Genomic DNA, 19130 nt, shown 5'->3' with positions numbered 1-19130 from the left:
ACCCTGTTGCCGCCGCTTCCGTCGTCTGTTCGCGGTCTGTCGCTAGGCTTATTTTGCGTTAAATGAAGTATCTGTGGTGCCGCGCACGCTAAAAAAAGCACGCCGGCGGCGACACGGGCTGGCGGCGTGGCAGAAAAAGTACAATTGCGCCTCCATCCTCATTAAAATGGGCGCTTCTACCTCCCATATCGAAAGTTGTCATGCAGAGTAAAAAGCCCGACGCGGCAAGACTGGACAAGATCGTGGCCGAAGCGCGCCGCGCCGCCGACCAGCGCGAGAGCGGCTACCGCGAGCGTTCGCTGAAGATGTATCCGTGGGTATGCGGCCGCTGCATGCGCGAATTTACGCGCGCCAACGTGCAGCAGCTGACGGTGCATCACCGCGACCATAACCACGACAACAATCCGCCCGATGGCAGCAACTGGGAACTGCTGTGCCTGTATTGCCACGACAATGAGCACTCTCGCTACCTGGAAGCGGACCGTGGCGCCGGCCTGCTGTCGGCCGAGGTGGCGCCCGCCACGCACAATCCGTTTGCCGCGCTCGCTGGCCTGATCAAGAAAAAGGACTGAGCGGGCCATCTGGCCTTGATCCCATGCGCATCTTGCTGACCGAAGACGATCCGCAACTGGGTCGCGCCACGCAGATCGGCCTGGAACAGGGCGGTTATGCCGTCGACTGGGTCACGAGCGCTGAACAGGCGCACACGGCCGTGCGTCTGCACGACTATGGCTGCATCCTGCTCGACCTGGGCTTGCCCGGGCAGGACGGCATGCAGGCGCTGGGCGTGCTGCGCGACAAGGGCTACAGCGGCGCCGTGCTGGTCGTCACGGCGCGCGACCAGGTGGGCGAGCGCATTGCCGGACTCGACGCGGGCGCCGACGACTTTATCGTGAAACCGTTCGACCTGGACGAACTGGCCGCGCGCATCCGCAGCGCCTGCCGCCGCGCCGCCGGGCGCCTGCGCGAAAACCTCGTGCACGGCGACCTGGTGCTCGATATCGCGGACAGGCAGGTGACGCAACGGGGATTGCCCGTGATGTTAACGGTGAAGGAATTTCGCATCCTGCAACTGCTGCTGGAACACGGCGGCCGGGTGCTGAGCCGGGAACAGCTGGAAAAAAACTTGTACAGCTGGGGCGATGAAGTGGAAAGCAATGCCGTGCAAGTGCATATCCACCACCTGCGCAAGAAGCTGGGGCGGGATTTGATACGCACCGTGCATGCGATCGGTTACTGCATCGACAAGCCGAAAGCCGCTTGACGAAAAAACGGGCGGCCCGCAGGCCGCCCGCTTGATCAGAAATCGACAGTCGCTGACAGCCACAGACGGCGTCCGTCCAGGCTGTTGACATAGCGGTTGGCGTAGGTCAACGTCGGCGCCGATGAACCACGGTAAGGTTGGTAGTCGACGAAGTCCTTGTTGAGCAGGTTGTACACGGCCGCGTTGAGGGTGACGCGCTTGTTCAGCTGGTAGCTGCTGCCCAGGTGCAACATGGTGTAACCCTTGTAGTCGCCCAGCGCGGCCTTGGCGGCGCGCGTGGAAGCCGAGGTGCCCGGATCGCGGAAGCGCTCGCTGCGGTACTCGGCGCGCAGCCAGCCGTTCCATTCGCGCGAGATATCCCAGCTCAGGCGCGCGTTGACGGCGTGCTTGGGCGTGTCGCTCAGGGGCTTGCCGGCGTTGCTGCCGCTCTTCTGTTCGCTTTCCGTGTACGTGTAGTTGGCGCTGGCCGACAAGGTCTTGCCCAGCGGGAAACGCGTGTTCAGCTCGACGCCGCGCGTGACGGCCTCATCCACGTTGACGGATTGGCCAAACGCGTCGACGTTGGGCCAGTTGCCGAAGCTGACGCAACCGGGACGGTTCGGCGACGGACGGTAGTCGCAGTTGACGAGGCCCGTGCCCGTCGTGATCTTGTCCTTGAATGTATTGTTGAACACGGTGCCGCTGGCGGTCCAGCCGGCCAGATTGTCGAAATACGCGCCGATTTCCGTTGTCGTGCTCGTTTCCGGTTTCAGGTCCGGGCTGCCGACGAGGGGGATCGTGCCCTGGCCGCCAAAACCGTTGATGCCTGGCGACAGTTGCTCCACGCGCGGTGTCTTGTATCCCTTGCTGACGCCGCCCTTGACGGTCCAGCTTGGCGCTGCGTTCCATACGGCATAGGCACGGGGGCTGGTCTGGCCGCCAAAGATGCTGTGATCGTCATAGCGGGCGCCGAAGGTCAGCGCGACATTCTCCAGCACCTGCCATTCGTCTTCCACGAACAGGGCTTTTTGCGTGAATTCGAATTTTTTCGGCGCCACGCCGTCCGTCATTTCCGCTTTCCACCATTGCGCGCCGATAGTGGCCATGTGTTTGCCCAAAGGCATGACCAATTTGGTATCGAAGACCTGGCTTTCCACTTCCAAGGTGCGCGCGCTGCCGGCGACGGCGCCTGGCGTGCGTGGCGGAATCGTGCGGCCCAGGGTTTCCGTCTTGTTCACCATGTAGCTGCTGTCCAGGGTGCCGAAGCCGAAGCGGCCCGTGTGCGACAGGGTCCACTGGTCGCGCTTGTATTTCTGTTCCGGGCCGTAGCCGCCCTGCACGCTCTTGGTACCGAGCTGGCCGTTCGAATTGTCGTAGGTCTGGCGGCCCGCGTCGGCGTCGAGGATGACGGTATGGTAGCGGTTCGGCGTGAAGGCCAGGCGCGCGCCAAAGTTTTCAATGTCTGCACGCACGGGGTTGGCGCCCATGTTCGGCGTGGTTCCCGGACCGTCCGCGCCGTTGTAGCGGATGTCGGCCGCATCGCGGCGCTGCTTGCTGCCGCGCAGGGATAGGCCCAGCAGGTCGGTGGTGATGGGGCCGCTCAGGTAGAAGCGGCCGCTTTTCACGTCGCCAAAGTCCGATTCTTCCTGCAAGGTGTAGTCGGCCGAGACGGAACCCATCCACTGCTTGCCCACCTTGCGCGTGATGATGTTGATCACGCCGCCCATGGCGTCCGAGCCGTACAGGGTCGACATGGGGCCGCGGATGATCTCGATGCGCTCGATGGCGGCCAGCGGCGGCATGAAGCTCGTCTGCGTGCCGCCGAAGCCGTTCGGCGTGACATTGCCGGCCGCATTCTGGCGGCGCCCGTCGATCAGCACCAGGGTGTAGTCGCTGGGCATGCCGCGGATGCTGATGTTCATGCCGCCCGTCTTGTCGCCTGCCGCGCCCACGTCGATGCCTTCCACGCTTTCCAGCGCCTGCGTCAGGTTGCCGAAGCGCTCCTTCGACAGTTCCTGGCGCGTCAGCACCGTGATCGAGGCCGGCGCCTGCTTGATATCCTGCTCGAAACCGGAAGCGGAGACCACCACTTCCGGCATGCTGGCCGGCGTGCCCGTCTGGGCGTGAGCCGGCAGGCAGAACAGGGCGGCGAGCGCCAGGGCAAGAGTGGTGGGACGCGGCAGGTGCGCGCGGCGGGTGTTGTTGGACATGCAAACTCCTGGAGGGTTGATTAGTTATTGGTCTGTATTTCTGAGGTAATGGGAATCATGGTAGCAATAAGAATCATTTACAATTGCCGGCATGGCTACCCAAAAAATATTTCGCTCCGGATCTTGCGCAGAAGTTCTTAAGAGATTCTTAACCGCTGGCGGCAGCGTGCAAACTCCCCCTCGCGCCCACTCGATGCCTGCCGCCGCGGCCGGCGCATGAGCGCCCTTGCCTTGAAAACCTGGTCGTTGCGGCGCACCTTGCTGGGCGTGCTGCTGGGCCTGACCCTGCTCCTGTGGGTGGGCAGCGCCGCCATCGTCTACGTGGAAGCGCGCCGCGAAAGCCAGGAATTGTTCGACCAGTCGCTGATCGAGACGGGGCATTTGCTGCTGTCGCTGGTGGAAAAGGACGTGCGGCAACACGGCTTGACGGGGCCCATCGACCTGCCGCTGCGCGGCCAGCCGAATCCCCACCAGTATTTGCTGTTCAAGGTGCGCGACGCGCAGCAGCGCGTCTTGTACCGCAATGACGCGGCGACCGATATCGCCCTGTCGCGCAGCGCGCCGGACGGCCTGTCCTGGACCAGCATCGGCGGCCAGCGCTGGCGTTTGTTTTCGCTGTGGGACCCGCAGCGTACCCTGCAACTGCTGGTGGCCGAACCGACCAGCCATCGCGACGACATCAGCCGCGGCTTCTTTTACCGCATCGCGCTGTTCGGCCTGCTGCTGGTGGCGCTGGCCACCATCGCCATCTGGTGGAGCATCCACCGCGTGTTTCGCGTGCTGCAGGCGTCCGCCGATGAAGTGTCGGCGCGCACGCCCGACGACCTGGCCGACGTGCATGTGCACGGCGCGCCCACCGAGCTGCATCCGCTGCTGCTGGAAATTAACCGCCTGTTCGGCAGCGTGCGGCAAAGCCGCGACAACGAGCAGCGCTTCACGGCCGATGCGGCGCACGAATTGCGCACGCCGCTGGCCGCCATCAAGACCAATCTGCAAGTGCTGCAGCGGGCCCGCAGCGCGGACGAGCGCGAGGAATTCATCACAGCCCTGGGCGCCAGCGTGGAGCGCGCCACGCGCCTCGTCAATCAGTTGCTGGCGCTGGCGCAGCTCGATCCGCAATCGGGCGCGGCGGCCGACTTGCGCGCGGGGGACCTGGCCGACCTGCTGGCCGGGCAGGCCGCGCAGTGGCAGCAATCGAGCCGGCAGTATCAGCTGTCGCTGAGCGTGAACCTTGCACCGGCGCCGTGCGCGCTGCATGTGGACAGCCTGCAGATGTTGCTGCGTAACCTGGTCGAGAATGCGCTGCGCTATACGCCGGCGCCAGGCGCCATCGAGATCAGCTGCGGCGTGGAAGCGGGGCGCAGCTACCTGCGCGTGGCCGATTCCGGTCCGGGGATAGCGGTGGCGCAGCACGAGCGCGTGTTCGAGCGCTTCGTGCGCCTGGGCGGTGGCCAGGTTCCCGGCAGCGGCCTGGGCCTGTCCATCGTGCGCCGCATCGCCGAGCGGCATGGCGCGCACATCGTGCTTGGCGCCGGCTTGCAGGGCCGGGGGCTGGCGGTGACGGTCGTGTTTCCCGCAGCGTAGCGTGGCCACCGGCTGCGCGATCCGATAGCGAGAAAACGCACAAGGCATGTGCAGAATGCGGTATCTTTCTGCTATGCACAGCCCACACCAGCCCACTCCTCCGGACGTCCCCTCCTTATCGCTGGCCGCCGCGCGCGCCTTGCACCTGGCCGCGCAGGGCTTGCTGCAGGCGCGCCGCAAGAAGGCCGTCAAGGCCGACGTGCTGGCCGCCGTGCGGCAGATGGGCGTGCTGCAGATCGACACCATCCACGTGGTGGCGCGCAGCCCGTATCTGGTGCTGTGGAGCCGGCTGGGCGACTATCCGCAGCCGTGGCTGGAGCAACTGCTGGCCGAGGGCGCGCTGTTCGAATACTGGGCGCATGAAGCCTGCTTCGTGCCCATCGAAGATTACGGCTTGTACCGCCACCGCATGCTGGACCCGGCCGCGATGGGCTGGAAATACTCCGTTAAATGGATGGCCGAGCAGGGCGACGCCGTGGCTTCGGTGCTCGAACATATCCGCGCCAACGGCGCCGCGCGCTCCGCTGATTTTGAGCGCACGGACGGCCAGGCAGGCGGCTGGTGGAGCTGGAAGCCGGAAAAGCGCTCGCTCGAAGTGCTGTTTACGTCGGGCGTGCTGATGATCGCCAAGCGCCACAATTTCCAGCGCTATTACGACCTGGCCGAACGCGTTTTGCCGGGCTGGCATGACGGCATGCTGCCGTCCGAAGAACAGGTGCGCCGGCGCCTGCTGCTGGCCAGCGTGAAGGCGCTGGGCCTGGCGCGGGCCAGCTGGATCAGCGACTACTTCCGCACCAAACAATCGCGCGCCAGCCTGGCGCACGATTTGCAGGCACTGGTGGACGAGGGCGCGCTGCTGCGCTGCACGGTCGATGGCTGGATTGACGCCGTCTACGTGCATGCGGAACATGCGCAATTGGCGCGTGACGCGGCCGCCGGCAAGCTGGCGCCCACCCTGACGACGATACTCTCGCCGTTCGACCCTGTCGTCTGGGACCGGCGCCGGGCGCTGGAATTGTTCGGCTTTGACTACCGGCTCGAATGCTACACGCCGGCCGAGAAGCGCCGGTATGGATACTTCACCCTGCCGATCCTGCGCCGCGGCGCGCTGGTGGGGCGCCTGGACGCCAAGGCGCACCGCGCGCAGGGGCGCTTCGAGATCAAGTCGCTGGCGCTGGAAGAGGGCGTGCGCGTGAGTGCCCGCCTGGTGCAGGACGTGGCTGGCGCCGTGCAGCGGCTGGCGCTCTGGCATGCCTGCCCGGATATTGATATTGCGCAAGCGCAGCCGGCGCTATTTGGCGCGCAGCTGGCCGAGGCCCTGTACGACAGCGGCGCTGCCGCAAGGCGGGCCGCATGATGCTGCCACCGGCTCCTCCCCACCTGCTCGACGCCAATGGCGTTCCACGCTTTGGCCGCTACACGGGGCAGCTGGACGCCTTCGACTGGGCCGCGCTGGCGCCGCCGCACGCGCGCGGCGCCCTCTGGCGCTTGTTCCACCACAAGCGCTGGCATTACGTGGCCTTGTCCACGCCCACCCTGTTCTGCGGCGTGGCCATCGTCGACCTGGGCTGGACCAGCACGGCCTTCGCGTATGCCTTCGACCGTCACAAGGGCAAGATCGTGGCGTCCTTTTCGCAGGATGGCATTCCCGGCCTGTGCGCGTCGGTGGCGCCGCATGCGGGTGCCAGCAGCCGTTTCCGTTTCCTCTCGCAAGTGATCTCCATCGAGGCCCAGCCGCAGCAGCGCTACCGTTTGCGGCTCGATTGCGGCCATTTCGGCATCGATGCGGAATTCGGCCCGCCCGTGGCGCCCACCTTGCTGGCCGTGGGACTCGTGGGCGAGGGCGGCAGCGTGCATGCCACGCAAAAGTCGGGCGGCTTGCCCTTGTGGGGCACGGTGCGCTGCGGCGCCATGGGCTACAGCTTAGACGACGGCGTGGCCAGTTTCGATTATTCGAACGGCTTGCTGGCGCGCGAAACGGAATGGCGCTGGGCCTCGGCGCACAGCCTGGACCTGGGTTTCAATCTGCAGGCCGGTTATTTTGGCGCACATGAAAACGCGCTATGGCTCGATGGCCAGCTGTATCCGCTGGGCCGCGCGCATTTCGACTTTAATCCCGATAACCCGCTGGCGCCATGGCATGTGTGGACGGACGACGATTTGCTGGACCTGCACTTCAAACCGGAAGGTGCGCGGCGCGAGGATAAAAACCTGTGGATCGCCGCCAGCCGCTACATCCAGCCCATCGGCACTTTCAGTGGATGGGTGCGCACCAGCGCGGAGTCTCCCAAGCGCATCGTGACGCAGCTGGCCGGGGTGACGGAAAGCCACCGCTCGCGCTGGTAGGTGTATGGTTTTTTGCGAAAGGCGCGACAAAGTCAAATTTTTTTGGCAATGCATCCTATACACTGGCGCAGCCGCTCCGGCAAACCATGAGGCCAGAACATGAGTATCCGTAATCTCGACAAGCTGTTCAAGCCGGCCTCAGTGGCCCTGATCGGCGCCACGGCGCGCGAACGCAAGCTGGGCGCCATCGCCCTTTACAACTTGCTGGGCGGCGGCTACCAAGGTGAGATTTGGCCCGTCAATCCCAAGTACGACGAACTGATGGGCCTGAAATGCTACCGCAAGCTGGCGCACTTGCCCAAGGCGCCGGACCTGGCCATCATTTGCACGCCGCCCGCCACCATCACGGCCCTGATCCGCGAACTGGGGGCGCTGGGCGCGCGCGCGGCCATCGTCATGACGTCCGGTCTGGACCCCGTGCGCGAGCAGTCGCTGCGCCTGGCCATGTTGAAAGCGGCAAAACCGCATCTGCTGCGCATTCTTGGCCCCAACAGCATGGGTCTGCTCGTGCCGAAGCTGGGCTTGAACGCCAGCTTCGCCCATGTGGGCGCGACCAGCGGCAAGATCGCCTTCGTATCGCAATCGGGGGCGCTGGTGTCGGGCGTGCTCGACTGGGCCAACGCGCACGGCGTGGGCTTTTCCAAGTTCATTTCCCTGGGCGCCAGCTATGACATCGATTTCGGCGACCTGCTCGACTACCTGGCCGGCGACATCGATACGGCCGCCATCCTGCTGTACATGGAAGATATCCAGGCGGCGCGCAAATTCATGTCGGCGGCGCGGGCTGCCGCGCGCAGCAAGCCCGTCATCGTCTTGAAAGCGGGACGCGAGGCGGAAGGCGCGGCCATGGCGGCCTGGCATACGGGCGCGCTGGCCGGTTCCGACGCCGTGTATGACGCGGCCATCCGCCGCGCCGGCATGCTGCGCGTGTATTCGGCCGAAGAGCTGTTCGATGCCGTGGAAACCCTTACGCATATCCGCTCGCAGCGCGGCGAGCGCCTGGCGATTCTGTGCAACGGCGGCGGCCTGGGCGTGATGGCCACCGACGCCCTGGTGGGCAGCGGCGGCAAGCTGGCCGAACTGTCGCCGGACACCGTGATCGCGCTGGAAAAGGCGCTGCCACGGGGCTGGTCGCACGACAACCCCGTGGGCTTGCCCGGCGACGCGGCCGTGCAGCGCTATGCCGACGCCATCAAGCCGCTGCTCGACGAGCCGCAGGCGGACGCCTTGCTGCTGCTGCACGCGCCCACGGCCATGGTCTCGTCGATCGACATCGCCGAAGCCGTCACGCCGCTGATCAAGGCCACCTCACGCACGGTGCTGTCGTGCCTGCTGGGCGGCACCACGGTGGCGCCTGCGCGCCAGGTCTTCAACCGGGCCGGCATTCCCACCTACGACACGCCGGAAAAGGCCGTGCATGGCTTCATGCAGATCGTGCAGTACCGGCGCAACCAGGAAACCCTGATGCAGGTGCCGGCGCAGCTGCCCATGTCGGCCACGCCGCGCCGCGCCCGGGTGCGCGAAATCGTCGCCGCCGCGCTGGCGGCCGGCCAGACGGTGCTGGGCGAATGCCGCTCAAAGGAAATCCTGGCCGCCTACGGCATCCCCGTGGCCACCACGCGCATGGCGGCCGACGTGGAAGAGGCGCTGGCCGTGGCGGCGGACATCGGCTACCCGGTGGCGCTGAAAATACACTCGCCCGACATCGCCCACAAATCCGACGTGGGCGGCGTGGCGCTCGACCTGGACACGCCCGACATCCTGCGCACGGCGGCCGCCGCCATGCTCAAGCGCGTGCGCCGCATGCGCCCCGATGCGCTGATCGACGGCTTCACGGTGCAGCAGATGGCGCGCCGGCCGCAATCGCATGAACTGATCGTCGGCGTCACCACGGATGCCGCCTTCGGCCCCGTGATATTGGTGGGGCAGGGCGGCATCGCCGTGGAAGTGACGGCCGACCATTCTATCGGCCTGCCGCCGCTGAACATGGTGCTGGCGCGCGACATGCTGGCGCGCACGCGCGTGTCGAAATTGCTGGCTGGCTACCGCAACCAGCCGCCGGCCGACATCGACGCCATCTGCTACACCCTGATCCAGGTGGCCGAACTGGTGGCCGACATCGGCGAGCTGGCCGAGCTCGACATTAACCCGCTGGTGGCCGATGCGGATGGCGTGATCGCCCTCGACGCGCGCATCCGCTTGCAGCCGGGCCAGAAGCGCGACCGCCTGGCCATCCGCCCGTACCCGCAGGAGCTGGAAGAGCAGGTGACGTGGATGGACCAGTCGATCCTGCTGCGCCCCATCCGCCCCGAGGACGCGCCGCAGCACATGGACCTGTTCCATGCGCTGGACCCGGACGACGTGCGCCTGCGCTTTTTCACTTCCATGCGCGAGCTGCCCGTGTCGCAGCTGGCGCGCCTGACGCAGATCGATTACGACCGCGCCATGGCCTTCATCGCTACGCACACGGGCCCGGACGGCAAGCCGGAAACCCTGGGCGTGGTGCGCGCCGTGGCCGACCCGGACAATATCCACGCCGATTTCGCCATCGCCGTGCGCTCGGCCCTGAAGGGCAAGGGCCTGGGACACATCCTGTTTGAAAAGCTGGTCGACTACTTCCGCAGCCGCGGCACGGAAGCGCTGGTGGGCGAGGCGATGGCGCGCAACAAGGGCATGCAGCGGCTGGTGAAAAGCTTTGGCGGCGAGGTCACGCCGTCGGAAGAGCCTGGCGTCGTCAACCTGCATATCGGCCTGCGCGCATCCTGAAAAAAGCGCAGGGGGCTCGCTGCGCGTTTGTGCAGGATCAAACCCGCCCCTGTCGGTAGTCTTTACACTTTCACTTCCAGGATGAGACATCCAGCGCATTTTCGGGAGTGAGTGCATGCTTACGGCAACATATATATTGGTTTCCCTGTCGGTGGAACAGGCCAGCATCCGCATGAGCCTGCTGGCTTTTCAAAAATACATGCATGTGCAACTGCGCCAGCAGAGCAGGCTCAGCCTGGCCCAGCTGCAGTATGCGGGCGACTGGCTGAACCAGCTGTATCAGGGCGGCTACTGGCGCAAGGTGGAGATGTATCTGATCCCCGCCATCCGCCAGGCCGCGCCGCATGCGGACGGCCTGTTGGATGAAATCAATGGCTTGAACCACGCGGCACTGGAAAGCATCAATGTCGTGCAGCAGCGCGCGGGTGCCGCCATCGACCATTCCGAATTGCAGGCCGAGCAGCTGTGCGCCGCCATCGACGCCTTTTGCGCAACCTTGCTGCAGCGGCTGGAAAAAGAAGAGCGCGAGCTGTTCGCGCTGGCGCGCAAGGTGATCGTGGGCGAAGCGTGGTTTGCCATCGCCTACCAGTTCCTTGCCCACGATGCGCGGGCCCAGGAAGCGCGCCGTGGCAAGGCGCAGGTGCTGCCCTTTGTTTTGCCCGTGCCTTTGCCAGCGCCGGGTACGCCTGACGGCGCCGTCGACACCACCGCGGACGCCGTGCCTGCCATGCCACGGCCGCGGCGCGCGCAGGCTTGAAGCGGTAGCGAGCGCCCACCCTGTCGGGCAGCGTGTGCCAGCCCAGCTTTTGATCTCCTGAACCAGGCTCCGTCCGGGGAAAAAGAATCATTTTACTCATTTGATAACTTGTTCAGTCCTGTCCGATGCAATACCCCGGGCTTTGTTATGATGGTGGTTTTGATCCACGCGAAACCCGTCATGTTCGAATTTCTCTTCAAGCGTTCTGCCAGCAAGACTGCCGCCCCCGATCCTGTCGTGGCAGAACAGGCCGCCGCCTCGGCGCAGAGCGCATCGCGCCGCGCCGAACAGGTTGCGCGTGCCCATGCCGTGGTGGGCGACGAAGCCGCCGCCTTTGAATTCATCCTGTCCAGCGAATTTGCCGATGCCCGTTTGATCGCCGCCGAACACGTCCATACCTTGCCCCTGCTGGAAAAAGTCCACCACGCCATGCGCAACACGGACCGCCGCGTTGCCAAGCTGATGCAGGGGCGCATCGACCTGATCCGTCATCAGGCTGCCGAGACGCAGCGCGCCCAGGCCAGCATCGATACGGCCCAGCGTCTGTTGAACGATGAAAAGCTGAGCCCGAATCAGGTAGCCGAGCTGGACCGCCAATGGCAAGTCATCAAGGCCACGCCCGAGCTGGAGACCGCCTTCACCGCCGCGCGCGCCGCGCTGGCCGCCCGCCTGGAAGCGCAAGTGCTGCTGCAGCGCTCCGTGATCGACGCCGTCGCCGCCGCGCGCGCGCTGGCCAGCAATGGCCAGTCCGCCGGGGAGCTGGCGCAGGCGCTGGCCAGCCTGGACGCTGAACATGCGCAGCATGCCCAATCGCCCGAGCGCGCGTCCTTGCCGAAGCATCTGGAAAGCGATTTCATCCAGGCGCGCGAGCAGGCGCAGTCCGCCTTGCAGGCCCTGCAGCAACACCAGGCCGTGTTCGACGCGCGCCAGGCCGCGCTGGCCGAATGGCAGGCGCAGGATGCCGCCACCCTGGACCCAGACACCTTGAAGCGCGCGTGGCAAGCCCTGCCGCGCCTGCCCGAGTCCAGTTTGTCCGACAGCTTGCAGCAGCAATTTGCGGCTGTGCTGGCCAGCGCGCCGGCGCCCGTGCAGGCGGCAGCGCCAGAGGCTGCACCGGCCCATGCCGAACCGGCGCCGCGCAAGCCGCGCCAGGAACACGCGCCCGTATCGAAAGAAGCGACGGAGCAGTTCGTCAAGACGCTCGACGCCATGGAAGCGGCGCTGCAGGAAGGCCTGCTGCACGTGGCGTCCGAGCACGACAAGACCTTGCGCGATAGCAAGCACGGCCGCCTGACGTCAGCGCAAGCGGATCGCCTGGCCCACGTGCGCGGGCAATTCAAGCAACTGGCCGACTGGGCGCGCTGGGGCGGCAACGTGTCGCGAGAGGAACTGGTCAAGGCGGGCGAGGAATTGCCGGCGCAGGAACTGCCGATGGCCGAACTGGCCAAAAAAGTGGGCAGTTTGCGCGAGCGCTGGAAGTCGCTCGACACCTTGTCCGGCCCGGCGCCAAAATCCTTGTGGGAGCGTTTCGACGCGGCTTGCAGCGTGGCGTATGCGCCGGCGGCCCAGCATTTCAAGCAGCTGGCCGAAGAGCGCCACGGCAATGCGGCCAAGGCCCAGGAACTGATCGCGGAAACGGCGGCCCTGGCGGCCGAAGAGAGTACCGACTGGAAACACGTTGCTTCCGCCTCGCAGCGTTTGCGCCAGGCGTGGACGCGCCTGGGCACCATCGACCGCAAGGAAAAGAAGCGCCTGGATACGGAGTTCGGCGCCGCGCTGGACGCCCTGTCGAAGCCGCTGGACACGCAGCGCCAGATCGAGACGGCGCGTCGCGAACAATTGATCGTCGAAGTGGGCTTGCTCAAACCATCCGAGCGCAATACGGTCGACATGCTGAAAGCCTTGCAGGACAAATGGCAGGAACTGGCGAAAGCCCTGCCGCTGGAGCGCCGCGCGGAACAGGCGCTGTGGCAGCGCTTCCGCGCCGCCTGCGACGATATTTTTGCCAAGCGCAAGGAAACGGCCCACGCGGCCGACCACGAGCGCCGCGAACATCTGCATGCGCGTGTAGCGCTGTGCGCCGCGCTGGAAACGGCCGTCGTGCCCGAGGGCGATGACAAGAGCCGCAGCGCCTTCATCCACCATTTGCTGCGCGACACGCGCGCCGCCTGGAATGCCACGGGCCCCGTGCCGCGCGCCAACGAAGCGAAGATCGAACAGCGCTACCAGGCGGCTGTCGCCGGCGTGCAAGCGCAAGCGGACGCCATCGCCGAGCGCGCTGGCGCGGCCCAGGCCAACGCCCTGCGCGACAAGCTGCGCCTGGTGCAGGCGCTGGAAGCCGCACTGGCTGAGGGTGACGCTGGCGCCGACGCGCAAGCGTGGAGTGAGCGCTGGAGCGCCTTGCCAGCGCTGGACGCCCAGTATGAACGCAGCCTGCAGCAGCGCTTTGCCGCCGCCCAGGCCGCGCTGGGTGAGGGCAGCGCCGCCTACGTGCAGCAATTGCAGGCCAACCAGGAGCGTTTGCTCGATGAAGTCTTGCGCCTGGAAATCGTCGCCGGCGTCGACAGCGGCGCCGAGTTTGCCCGCGAGCGTCTGAAAATGCAGGTGGAAGTGCTGCAATCGTCACTCAAATCAGGCCAGAAGCCGCTTACGCAAGTGTCGCAGCTGATGCAGCTGTGCGCGATTGCCGCCGCCACCGATGCGCGCACGGCCAGCCGCATTGAAACCCTGCTGCGCCGCATCGGAGGCCAGGCCAAATGAGCACTTCCGTCCGCGTCCAGCACGCTGATTTTGACTTGAGTGAAGAAATCGCACAATTGCGTGCAGGCAACCCCAAGGTGGGCGCCGTCGTCGGCTTCGTCGGCACGGTGCGCGACATGAACGAAGGGCTGGACGTGGCCGCCATGGAGCTCGAGCACTATCCGGGCATGACGGAAAAGTCCATTGTGGCGATCGTCGAGCAAGCGCGGCAGCGCTGGCCCCTGTCCGGCGCGCTGGTGATCCACCGTGTGGGACCCCTGCTGCCGCAGGAGCAGATCGTGCTGGTGGCGGTCTCGTCCGCCCACCGGGGCGAGGCCTTCGCTGCCTGCGAGTTCATCATCGACTACCTGAAGACGGAAGCGCCTTTCTGGAAGAAGGAAGACACGCCGGAAGGCGCGCGCTGGGTCGATGCGCGCGACAGCGACGAGACGGCGCTGGACAAATGGACGGCAAAAGCAAGCTCCATTTGAATCGGACGCGCCCCACACGGTAGCATTTGCCCAAGTGCATCGGTTTTCTGCTTTGTGTATGCTTGAAAAGTACTGCCTCACCCCAATTTGGTTAACAACTAATTAACCGGGAGCGCTTTTCATGCGACAAGACAAACTCACCACCAAATTACAGGAAGCCCTGGCCGATGCGCAAAGCTTGGCCGTGGGCAACGACAACCCCTATATCGAACCAGTCCACCTGCTGACGGCCCTGTTGAGCCAGGACGACGGCGGCGCCCGCTCGCTCTTGCAGCGGGCCGGCGTCAACGTGGGCGGCTTGAGCAAGGCCCTGGGTGCGTCCCTCGAACGCTTGCCGAAAGTCTCCGGCACGGGCGGCGACGTGCAGGTCAGCCGCGAATTCGTGGCCCTGCTGAACCTGGCCGACAAGGAATCGCAAAAGGCGGGCGACCAGTTCGTGTCCAGTGAAATGGTCTTGCTGGCCATGACGGACGACAAGTCCGACTGCGGCAAGCTGGCGCGCGAAAACGGCCTGACCCGCAAGGCCTTGGAATCGGCCATCGACGCTGTGCGCGGCGGCAACAAGGTCGATTCACAAGAGGCCGAAGGCCAGCGCGAAGCACTGAAAAAATACACCTTGGACCTGACGGAACGGGCACGCAAGGGCAAGCTCGACCCTGTGATCGGGCGCGACGATGAGATCCGCCGCACCATCCAGATCCTGCAGCGCCGCAGCAAGAACAACCCCGTGCTGATCGGCGAACCGGGCGTGGGCAAGACGGCCATCGTCGAAGGCCTGGCGCAGCGCATCGTCAATGGCGAAGTGCCGGAATCGCTGAAAGGCAAGCGCGTACTGTCGCTGGACATGGCTGCCTTGCTGGCCGGCGCGAAGTTCCGCGGCGAATTCGAGGAGCGCCTGAAATCCGTGCTGAAGGAACTGGCCATGGATGAGGGGCAAACCATCGTCTTCATCGACGAGATGCACACCATGGTGGGCGCGGGCAAGGCCGAGGGCGCGATGGATGCCGGCAATATGCTGAAACCGGCGCTGGCGCGCGGCGAGCTGCACTGCGTGGGAGCGACCACCCTCGACGAGTACCGCAAGTACATCGAGAAGGATGCCGCGCTGGAACGCCGCTTCCAAAAAGTGCTGGTCGACGAGCCGACCGTGGAAGCGACGATCGCCATCCTGCGGGGCTTGCAGGACAAATACGCGCTGCACCACAAGGTGGAAATCACGGACGCGGCCATCATCGCTGCCGCCGAGCTGTCGCACCGCTACATCACGGACCGTTTCCTGCCCGACAAGGCGATCGACCTGATCGATGAAGCGGCGGCGAAGATCAAGATCGAGATCGACTCGAAGCCGGAAGTGATGGATAAGCTGGAACGCCGTCTGATCCAGCTGAAGATCGAGCGCGAAGCCGTCAAGAAGGAAAAGGACGAGGCATCGTTGCGCCGCCTGGGCCTGATCGAGGAAGAGATCGTCAAGCTGCAGCGCGAATACAATGACTTCGAGGAAATCCTGAAGGCGGAAAAAGCCGTGGTGCAGGGCAGCACGCACATCAAGGAAGAGATCGAGCAAGTCAAGTTGCAGATGGAGCAGGCTACGCGCGAGAGCAATTGGCAGAAAGTGTCGGAGCTGCAGTACGGCAAGCTGCCGCAACTGGAAGCCCAGCTCAAGCAGGCTGACAGCGGCATCCCGAAACGCGACCCCGACCAGCCGAAGCTGCTGCGCACGGAAGTGGGCGCCGAGGAAATCGCCGAAGTGGTGTCGCGCGCGACGGGAATTCCCGTGTCGCGCATGATGCAGGGCGAACGCGACAAGCTGCTGCACATCGAAGAGAAGCTGCATGAGCGCGTCGTGGGCCAGGATGAAGCGATCACGGCCGTGGCTGACGCCATCCGCCGCTCGCGCGCCGGCTTGAGCGACCCGAACCGTCCTTATGGTTCCTTCATGTTCCTGGGACCGACGGGTGTGGGCAAGACCGAGCTGAGCAAGGCGCTGGCGACCTTCCTGTTCGATACGGAAGAATCGATGATCCGCATCGACATGAGCGAGTTCATGGAGAAGCATTCCGTGGCCCGATTGATCGGCGCGCCGCCCGGCTATGTGGGCTACGACGAGGGCGGCTACCTGACGGAAGCCGTGCGCCGCAAGCCGTACAGCGTGATCCTGCTCGACGAAGTGGAAAAGGCGCATGCTGACGTCTTCAACGTGCTGTTGCAAGTGCTCGACGATGGACGCATGACGGACGGCCAGGGCCGCACGGTAGACTTCAAGAATACCGTCATCATCATGACCTCGAACCTGGGTTCGCATAAAATCCAGGCCATGGAAAGCGATGATCCCGGTGTCGTGAAGCTGGCCGTGATGGCCGAGGTACGTTCGCACTTCCGTCCCGAGTTCGTCAACCGTATCGACGAAATCGTCGTGTTCCATGGCCTCGACGAGAAAAACATCGGCGCGATCGCGAAGATCCAGCTGAAGATTCTCGAAGAACGCCTGGCGCGCATGGACATGCAGCTGAGCTTGACGGACGCGGCCTTGCAGCAAATCGCCGAAGCGGGCTACGACCCGGTGTATGGCGCCCGTCCTTTGAAACGGGCGATCCAGCAGCAGATCGAAAATCCGCTGTCGAAGCTGATCCTGGAAGGCAAGTTTGGCCCGAAAGACGAAATCCGCATCGACGCCCAGCACGGCAACCTGGTGTTTACGGGGGCGCAAGTGGGGCTGGACAAGGTGTAATGTTGGCAGGTCAGTTCCTGCGGGATTGGAAGCTCCCCCCATCTGGGGAGCTTCCCCCGTCGGGTCTGCCCCCAGTTTCACGGCATTTGCAGTGAGGAAGATTTGCGACGTCTAACAAAACCGTAGCGAGCGGCAGTGATTTGTGGCCGAGAAGCGCAACTGTACTCTAGTACGGTGAGCATCGCAGGCCGCAAAGCGCGACGCGCAGTAGGTTTTGATAGACGTCCTCAGGCAGGGCGGTATCAGGCTAGACCTGATGCCGCCCTTCTTGCTATCATCGTCACTATTTTCTGACTAATTCCGGAGGCGGTACGATGGCAAACACATGGCAAGCAGGGCGGCGCATTGGAGTGGGATTGACCTTGGCGGCGGCCATGTTGGCCTTGCCTGCTCATGCCCAGGAAGAAAAGGTCTTGAACATCTATAACTGGTCCGACTATATCGGCGATGATACGATCAAGAATTTTGAAAAGGAAACGGGCATCAAAGTACGCTACGACGTTTTCGACAATAACGAAATCCTCAATGCGAAACTGGTGGCGGGCAAGTCCGGCTACGACATCGTCGTGCCGACGGCCCAGTGGGCGCGCCTGCAGATCGATTCAGGCCTGCTGCGCAAGCTCGACAAGAGCAAGCTGACGAACCTGGGCAACCTGGACCCCAGCCTGCAGGCAAAACTGTCGAAGATCGACCCGAACAATGATTACCTGGTCGACTGGCTGTGGGGCTACACGACGGTGGGCATCAATGTCAACAAGGTCAAGGCTGCGCTGGGCGGCATGGCCATGCCTGACAACGCCTGGGACTTGATCTTCAACCCGAAATATGCGGCGAAGCTGAAATCGTGCGGCGTGTCCTTCCTCGACTCGCCGTCGGAAGTGCTGCCGGCCGCCCTGCAATACCTGGGCAAGCCTGCATACTCGAAAGCGGCCGCCGACTACCAGGAAGCGGGCAAGGTGCTGCAGGCGATCCGTCCTTACGTGACTCTGTTCAGCTCGTCCGGCTACATCAATGACATGGCCAATGGCTCCGTCTGCGTCGCGCTGGGCTGGTCGGGCGACATCAATATCGCGCGCCAGCGCGCCATCGATGCGAAAAACGGCAATGTGATCCAGGTGCTGGTGCCGAAGACGGCCGCCCTGATGTTCGACACCATGGCCATCCCGGCCGACGCGCCCCATCCGAACAATGCGCACCTGTTCATCAACTACATCCTGCGTCCGCAAGTGCATGCCAGCCTGAGCAACAAGGTCTTCTACGCGAATCCGAATCCGGCCAGCATCAAGTATGTACGCAAGGACATCGGCGAGAACAAGGCCATCTTCCTGTCGGACGCCGACAAGCAGCGCATGGCCGCACCGGAAGCGACCACGGCCGATATCCGCCGATTGATGACGCGCATCTATACGAAGTTCAAAACGGGAGTGTAAATACAAGGATGGCGCGAGGGACGGGCCTGTAGGCCGTCGCTGGCGCCATGCGATATTGCCGAAGTGAGCACTACTCGTGGTAGCGGTCCATCAGCTTGTGGTGACTGCCGCGCATTTCTTCGATCAGTTCAAAGGCGACGAAGCCGATGATAGCGGCGAAGATGGCGATGAAGAGAAAAACGAGGAAGGTTAACATGATCATTCAGCCGCCGTTGGACGGCTGTCCGCTGGGTTGCTCAATGTGTCAGAGCAGCGCTCCAACACGTAGTTGATGCAATTAAACTCTAGCAGATCGGCAGCGCTTTGCAAGGCTGCCGAGTTGTAATTCCTGCCAGTATTTGTCCCAGCGCACTTTTTGCGCATTTCCCTTATTTCACCACAAGGTCGTGCGCCATCACCGCCTTGAGATAAACGCTGATCGGGTCGCCTGGCTCGCGTTGCGAGAACCACCAGGCGCTGGCCTTGCGCATTTCCCATTCCTGCTCCTCTCCCGTCAGCAGCAGGGCGGCTGCCTGGCCCAGGGTGGGTTGGTGGCCGACGATGAGCACGGTTTCCTTGCCGCCGGGCCAGTTGGCCGCCTTCAGGATATCTTCCGCTTCGGCGCCGGGCGCCAGTTCCGGCATCAGCTTGAACTTGCGGCCCAGCGCTTCCGCCGTTTGCAGGGTGCGCAGGGCGGGACTGACGAGGATGCGGCAGTTTTCCGGTAGTTGCGACGCCAGCCATTCCCCCATGCGGCGCGCCTGTCTCTGACCTTTGACGGTCAGGGCGCGTTCGAGGTCGGGGACGCCCGGTTCGGCTTCTGCGTGTCGCCACAAGATGAGATCCATGCTGTGCTC

Annotated in this window: 14 protein-coding genes; 11 read left to right on the top strand and 3 right to left on the bottom strand. The window is 64.3% G+C overall.

What is annotated here, in order from left to right; genetic code table 11:
- Nucleotides 1-200 precede the first annotated feature (200 nt).
- Together ACQ4WY_RS17235 and ACQ4WY_RS17230 are read left to right on the top strand one after the other, a co-directional pair.
- Complete coding sequence (locus tag ACQ4WY_RS17235) at nt 201-572, top strand: YajD family HNH nuclease (RefSeq protein WP_034755042.1); 372 nt, start codon at nt 201-203, stop codon at nt 570-572.
- A gap of 23 nt (nt 573-595) precedes the next feature.
- Nucleotides 596-1264, top strand: a complete 669-nt coding sequence (locus ACQ4WY_RS17230; RefSeq protein ID WP_436505075.1) for a response regulator — start codon at nt 596-598, stop codon at nt 1262-1264.
- Nucleotides 1265-1299: 35 nt separating this feature from the next.
- Here ACQ4WY_RS17230 and ACQ4WY_RS17225 read toward each other — a convergent pair whose 3' ends face one another.
- The gene (locus tag ACQ4WY_RS17225; protein ID WP_436505074.1) at nt 1300-3453 is read right to left on the bottom strand and encodes a TonB-dependent receptor domain-containing protein; all 2154 of its coding nucleotides are present in this window, start codon (nt 3451-3453) and stop codon (nt 1300-1302) included.
- 216 nt (nt 3454-3669) lie between these two features.
- Here ACQ4WY_RS17225 and ACQ4WY_RS17220 point away from each other — a divergent pair, with 216 nt between their 5' ends.
- From ACQ4WY_RS17220 to ACQ4WY_RS17180, 9 genes are all read left to right on the top strand, one after another.
- Complete coding sequence (locus ACQ4WY_RS17220) at nt 3670-5037, top strand: sensor histidine kinase (RefSeq protein ID WP_436505073.1); 1368 nt, start codon at nt 3670-3672, stop codon at nt 5035-5037.
- A 73-nt stretch (nt 5038-5110) separates the two neighbouring features.
- Nucleotides 5111-6394, top strand: a complete 1284-nt coding sequence (locus tag ACQ4WY_RS17215; protein ID WP_436505071.1) for a winged helix-turn-helix domain-containing protein — start codon at nt 5111-5113, stop codon at nt 6392-6394.
- Nucleotides 6391-7383, top strand: coding sequence for a DUF2804 domain-containing protein (locus ACQ4WY_RS17210; protein WP_436505070.1), 993 nt, complete (start codon nt 6391-6393; stop codon nt 7381-7383). Before ACQ4WY_RS17215 ends, ACQ4WY_RS17210 begins: the two co-directional genes overlap by 4 nt.
- Nucleotides 7384-7482: 99 nt before the next feature.
- Nucleotides 7483-10149 (top strand): bifunctional acetate--CoA ligase family protein/GNAT family N-acetyltransferase, encoded by a 2667-nt coding sequence (locus tag ACQ4WY_RS17205; protein ID WP_436505069.1) that lies wholly within the window; start codon nt 7483-7485, stop codon nt 10147-10149.
- Nucleotides 10150-10264: 115 nt separating this feature from the next.
- Nucleotides 10265-10906 carry a hypothetical protein gene (locus ACQ4WY_RS17200; RefSeq protein WP_436505068.1) on the top strand — a complete coding sequence of 214 codons (642 nt, stop codon included), beginning with the start codon at nt 10265-10267 and terminating at the stop codon, nt 10904-10906.
- Between the two features lie 147 nt (nt 10907-11053).
- Nucleotides 11054-13666, top strand: coding sequence for a DUF349 domain-containing protein (locus ACQ4WY_RS17195; protein WP_436505067.1), 2613 nt, complete (start codon nt 11054-11056; stop codon nt 13664-13666).
- A complete protein-coding gene (gene moaE / locus ACQ4WY_RS17190; RefSeq protein ID WP_436505066.1) occupies nt 13663-14136 on the top strand; it encodes a molybdopterin synthase catalytic subunit MoaE in 474 nt (157 codons plus the stop codon). The genes ACQ4WY_RS17195 and moaE overlap by 4 nt, the downstream gene beginning before the upstream one ends.
- 121 nt (nt 14137-14257) lie before the next feature.
- A complete protein-coding gene (clpB, locus tag ACQ4WY_RS17185; protein ID WP_436505065.1) occupies nt 14258-16864 on the top strand; it encodes an ATP-dependent chaperone ClpB in 2607 nt (868 codons plus the stop codon).
- Nucleotides 16865-17178: 314 nt separating this feature from the next.
- Complete coding sequence (locus ACQ4WY_RS17180; RefSeq protein WP_436505064.1) at nt 17179-18294, top strand: polyamine ABC transporter substrate-binding protein; 1116 nt, start codon at nt 17179-17181, stop codon at nt 18292-18294.
- Between the two features lie 70 nt (nt 18295-18364).
- On the opposite strand, the gene ACQ4WY_RS17175 is transcribed toward ACQ4WY_RS17180, so the two are convergent.
- Nucleotides 18365-18496, bottom strand: coding sequence for a hypothetical protein (locus ACQ4WY_RS17175; RefSeq protein ID WP_322428137.1), 132 nt, complete (start codon nt 18494-18496; stop codon nt 18365-18367).
- A gap of 166 nt (nt 18497-18662) precedes the next feature.
- Nucleotides 18663-19121, bottom strand: coding sequence for a phosphohistidine phosphatase SixA (gene sixA, locus ACQ4WY_RS17170; RefSeq protein WP_353657959.1), 459 nt, complete (start codon nt 19119-19121; stop codon nt 18663-18665).
- Nucleotides 19122-19130 lie beyond the last annotated feature (9 nt).

The sequence above is a fragment of the Janthinobacterium salmonicoloratum genome, from assembly GCF_051380845.1.
GTDB lineage: Bacteria > Pseudomonadota > Gammaproteobacteria > Burkholderiales > Burkholderiaceae_D > Janthinobacterium > Janthinobacterium lividum_F.
The sequence above is the reverse complement of the archived record's forward strand: the minus strand, read 5'-3'. Positions and strand labels throughout refer to the sequence as shown.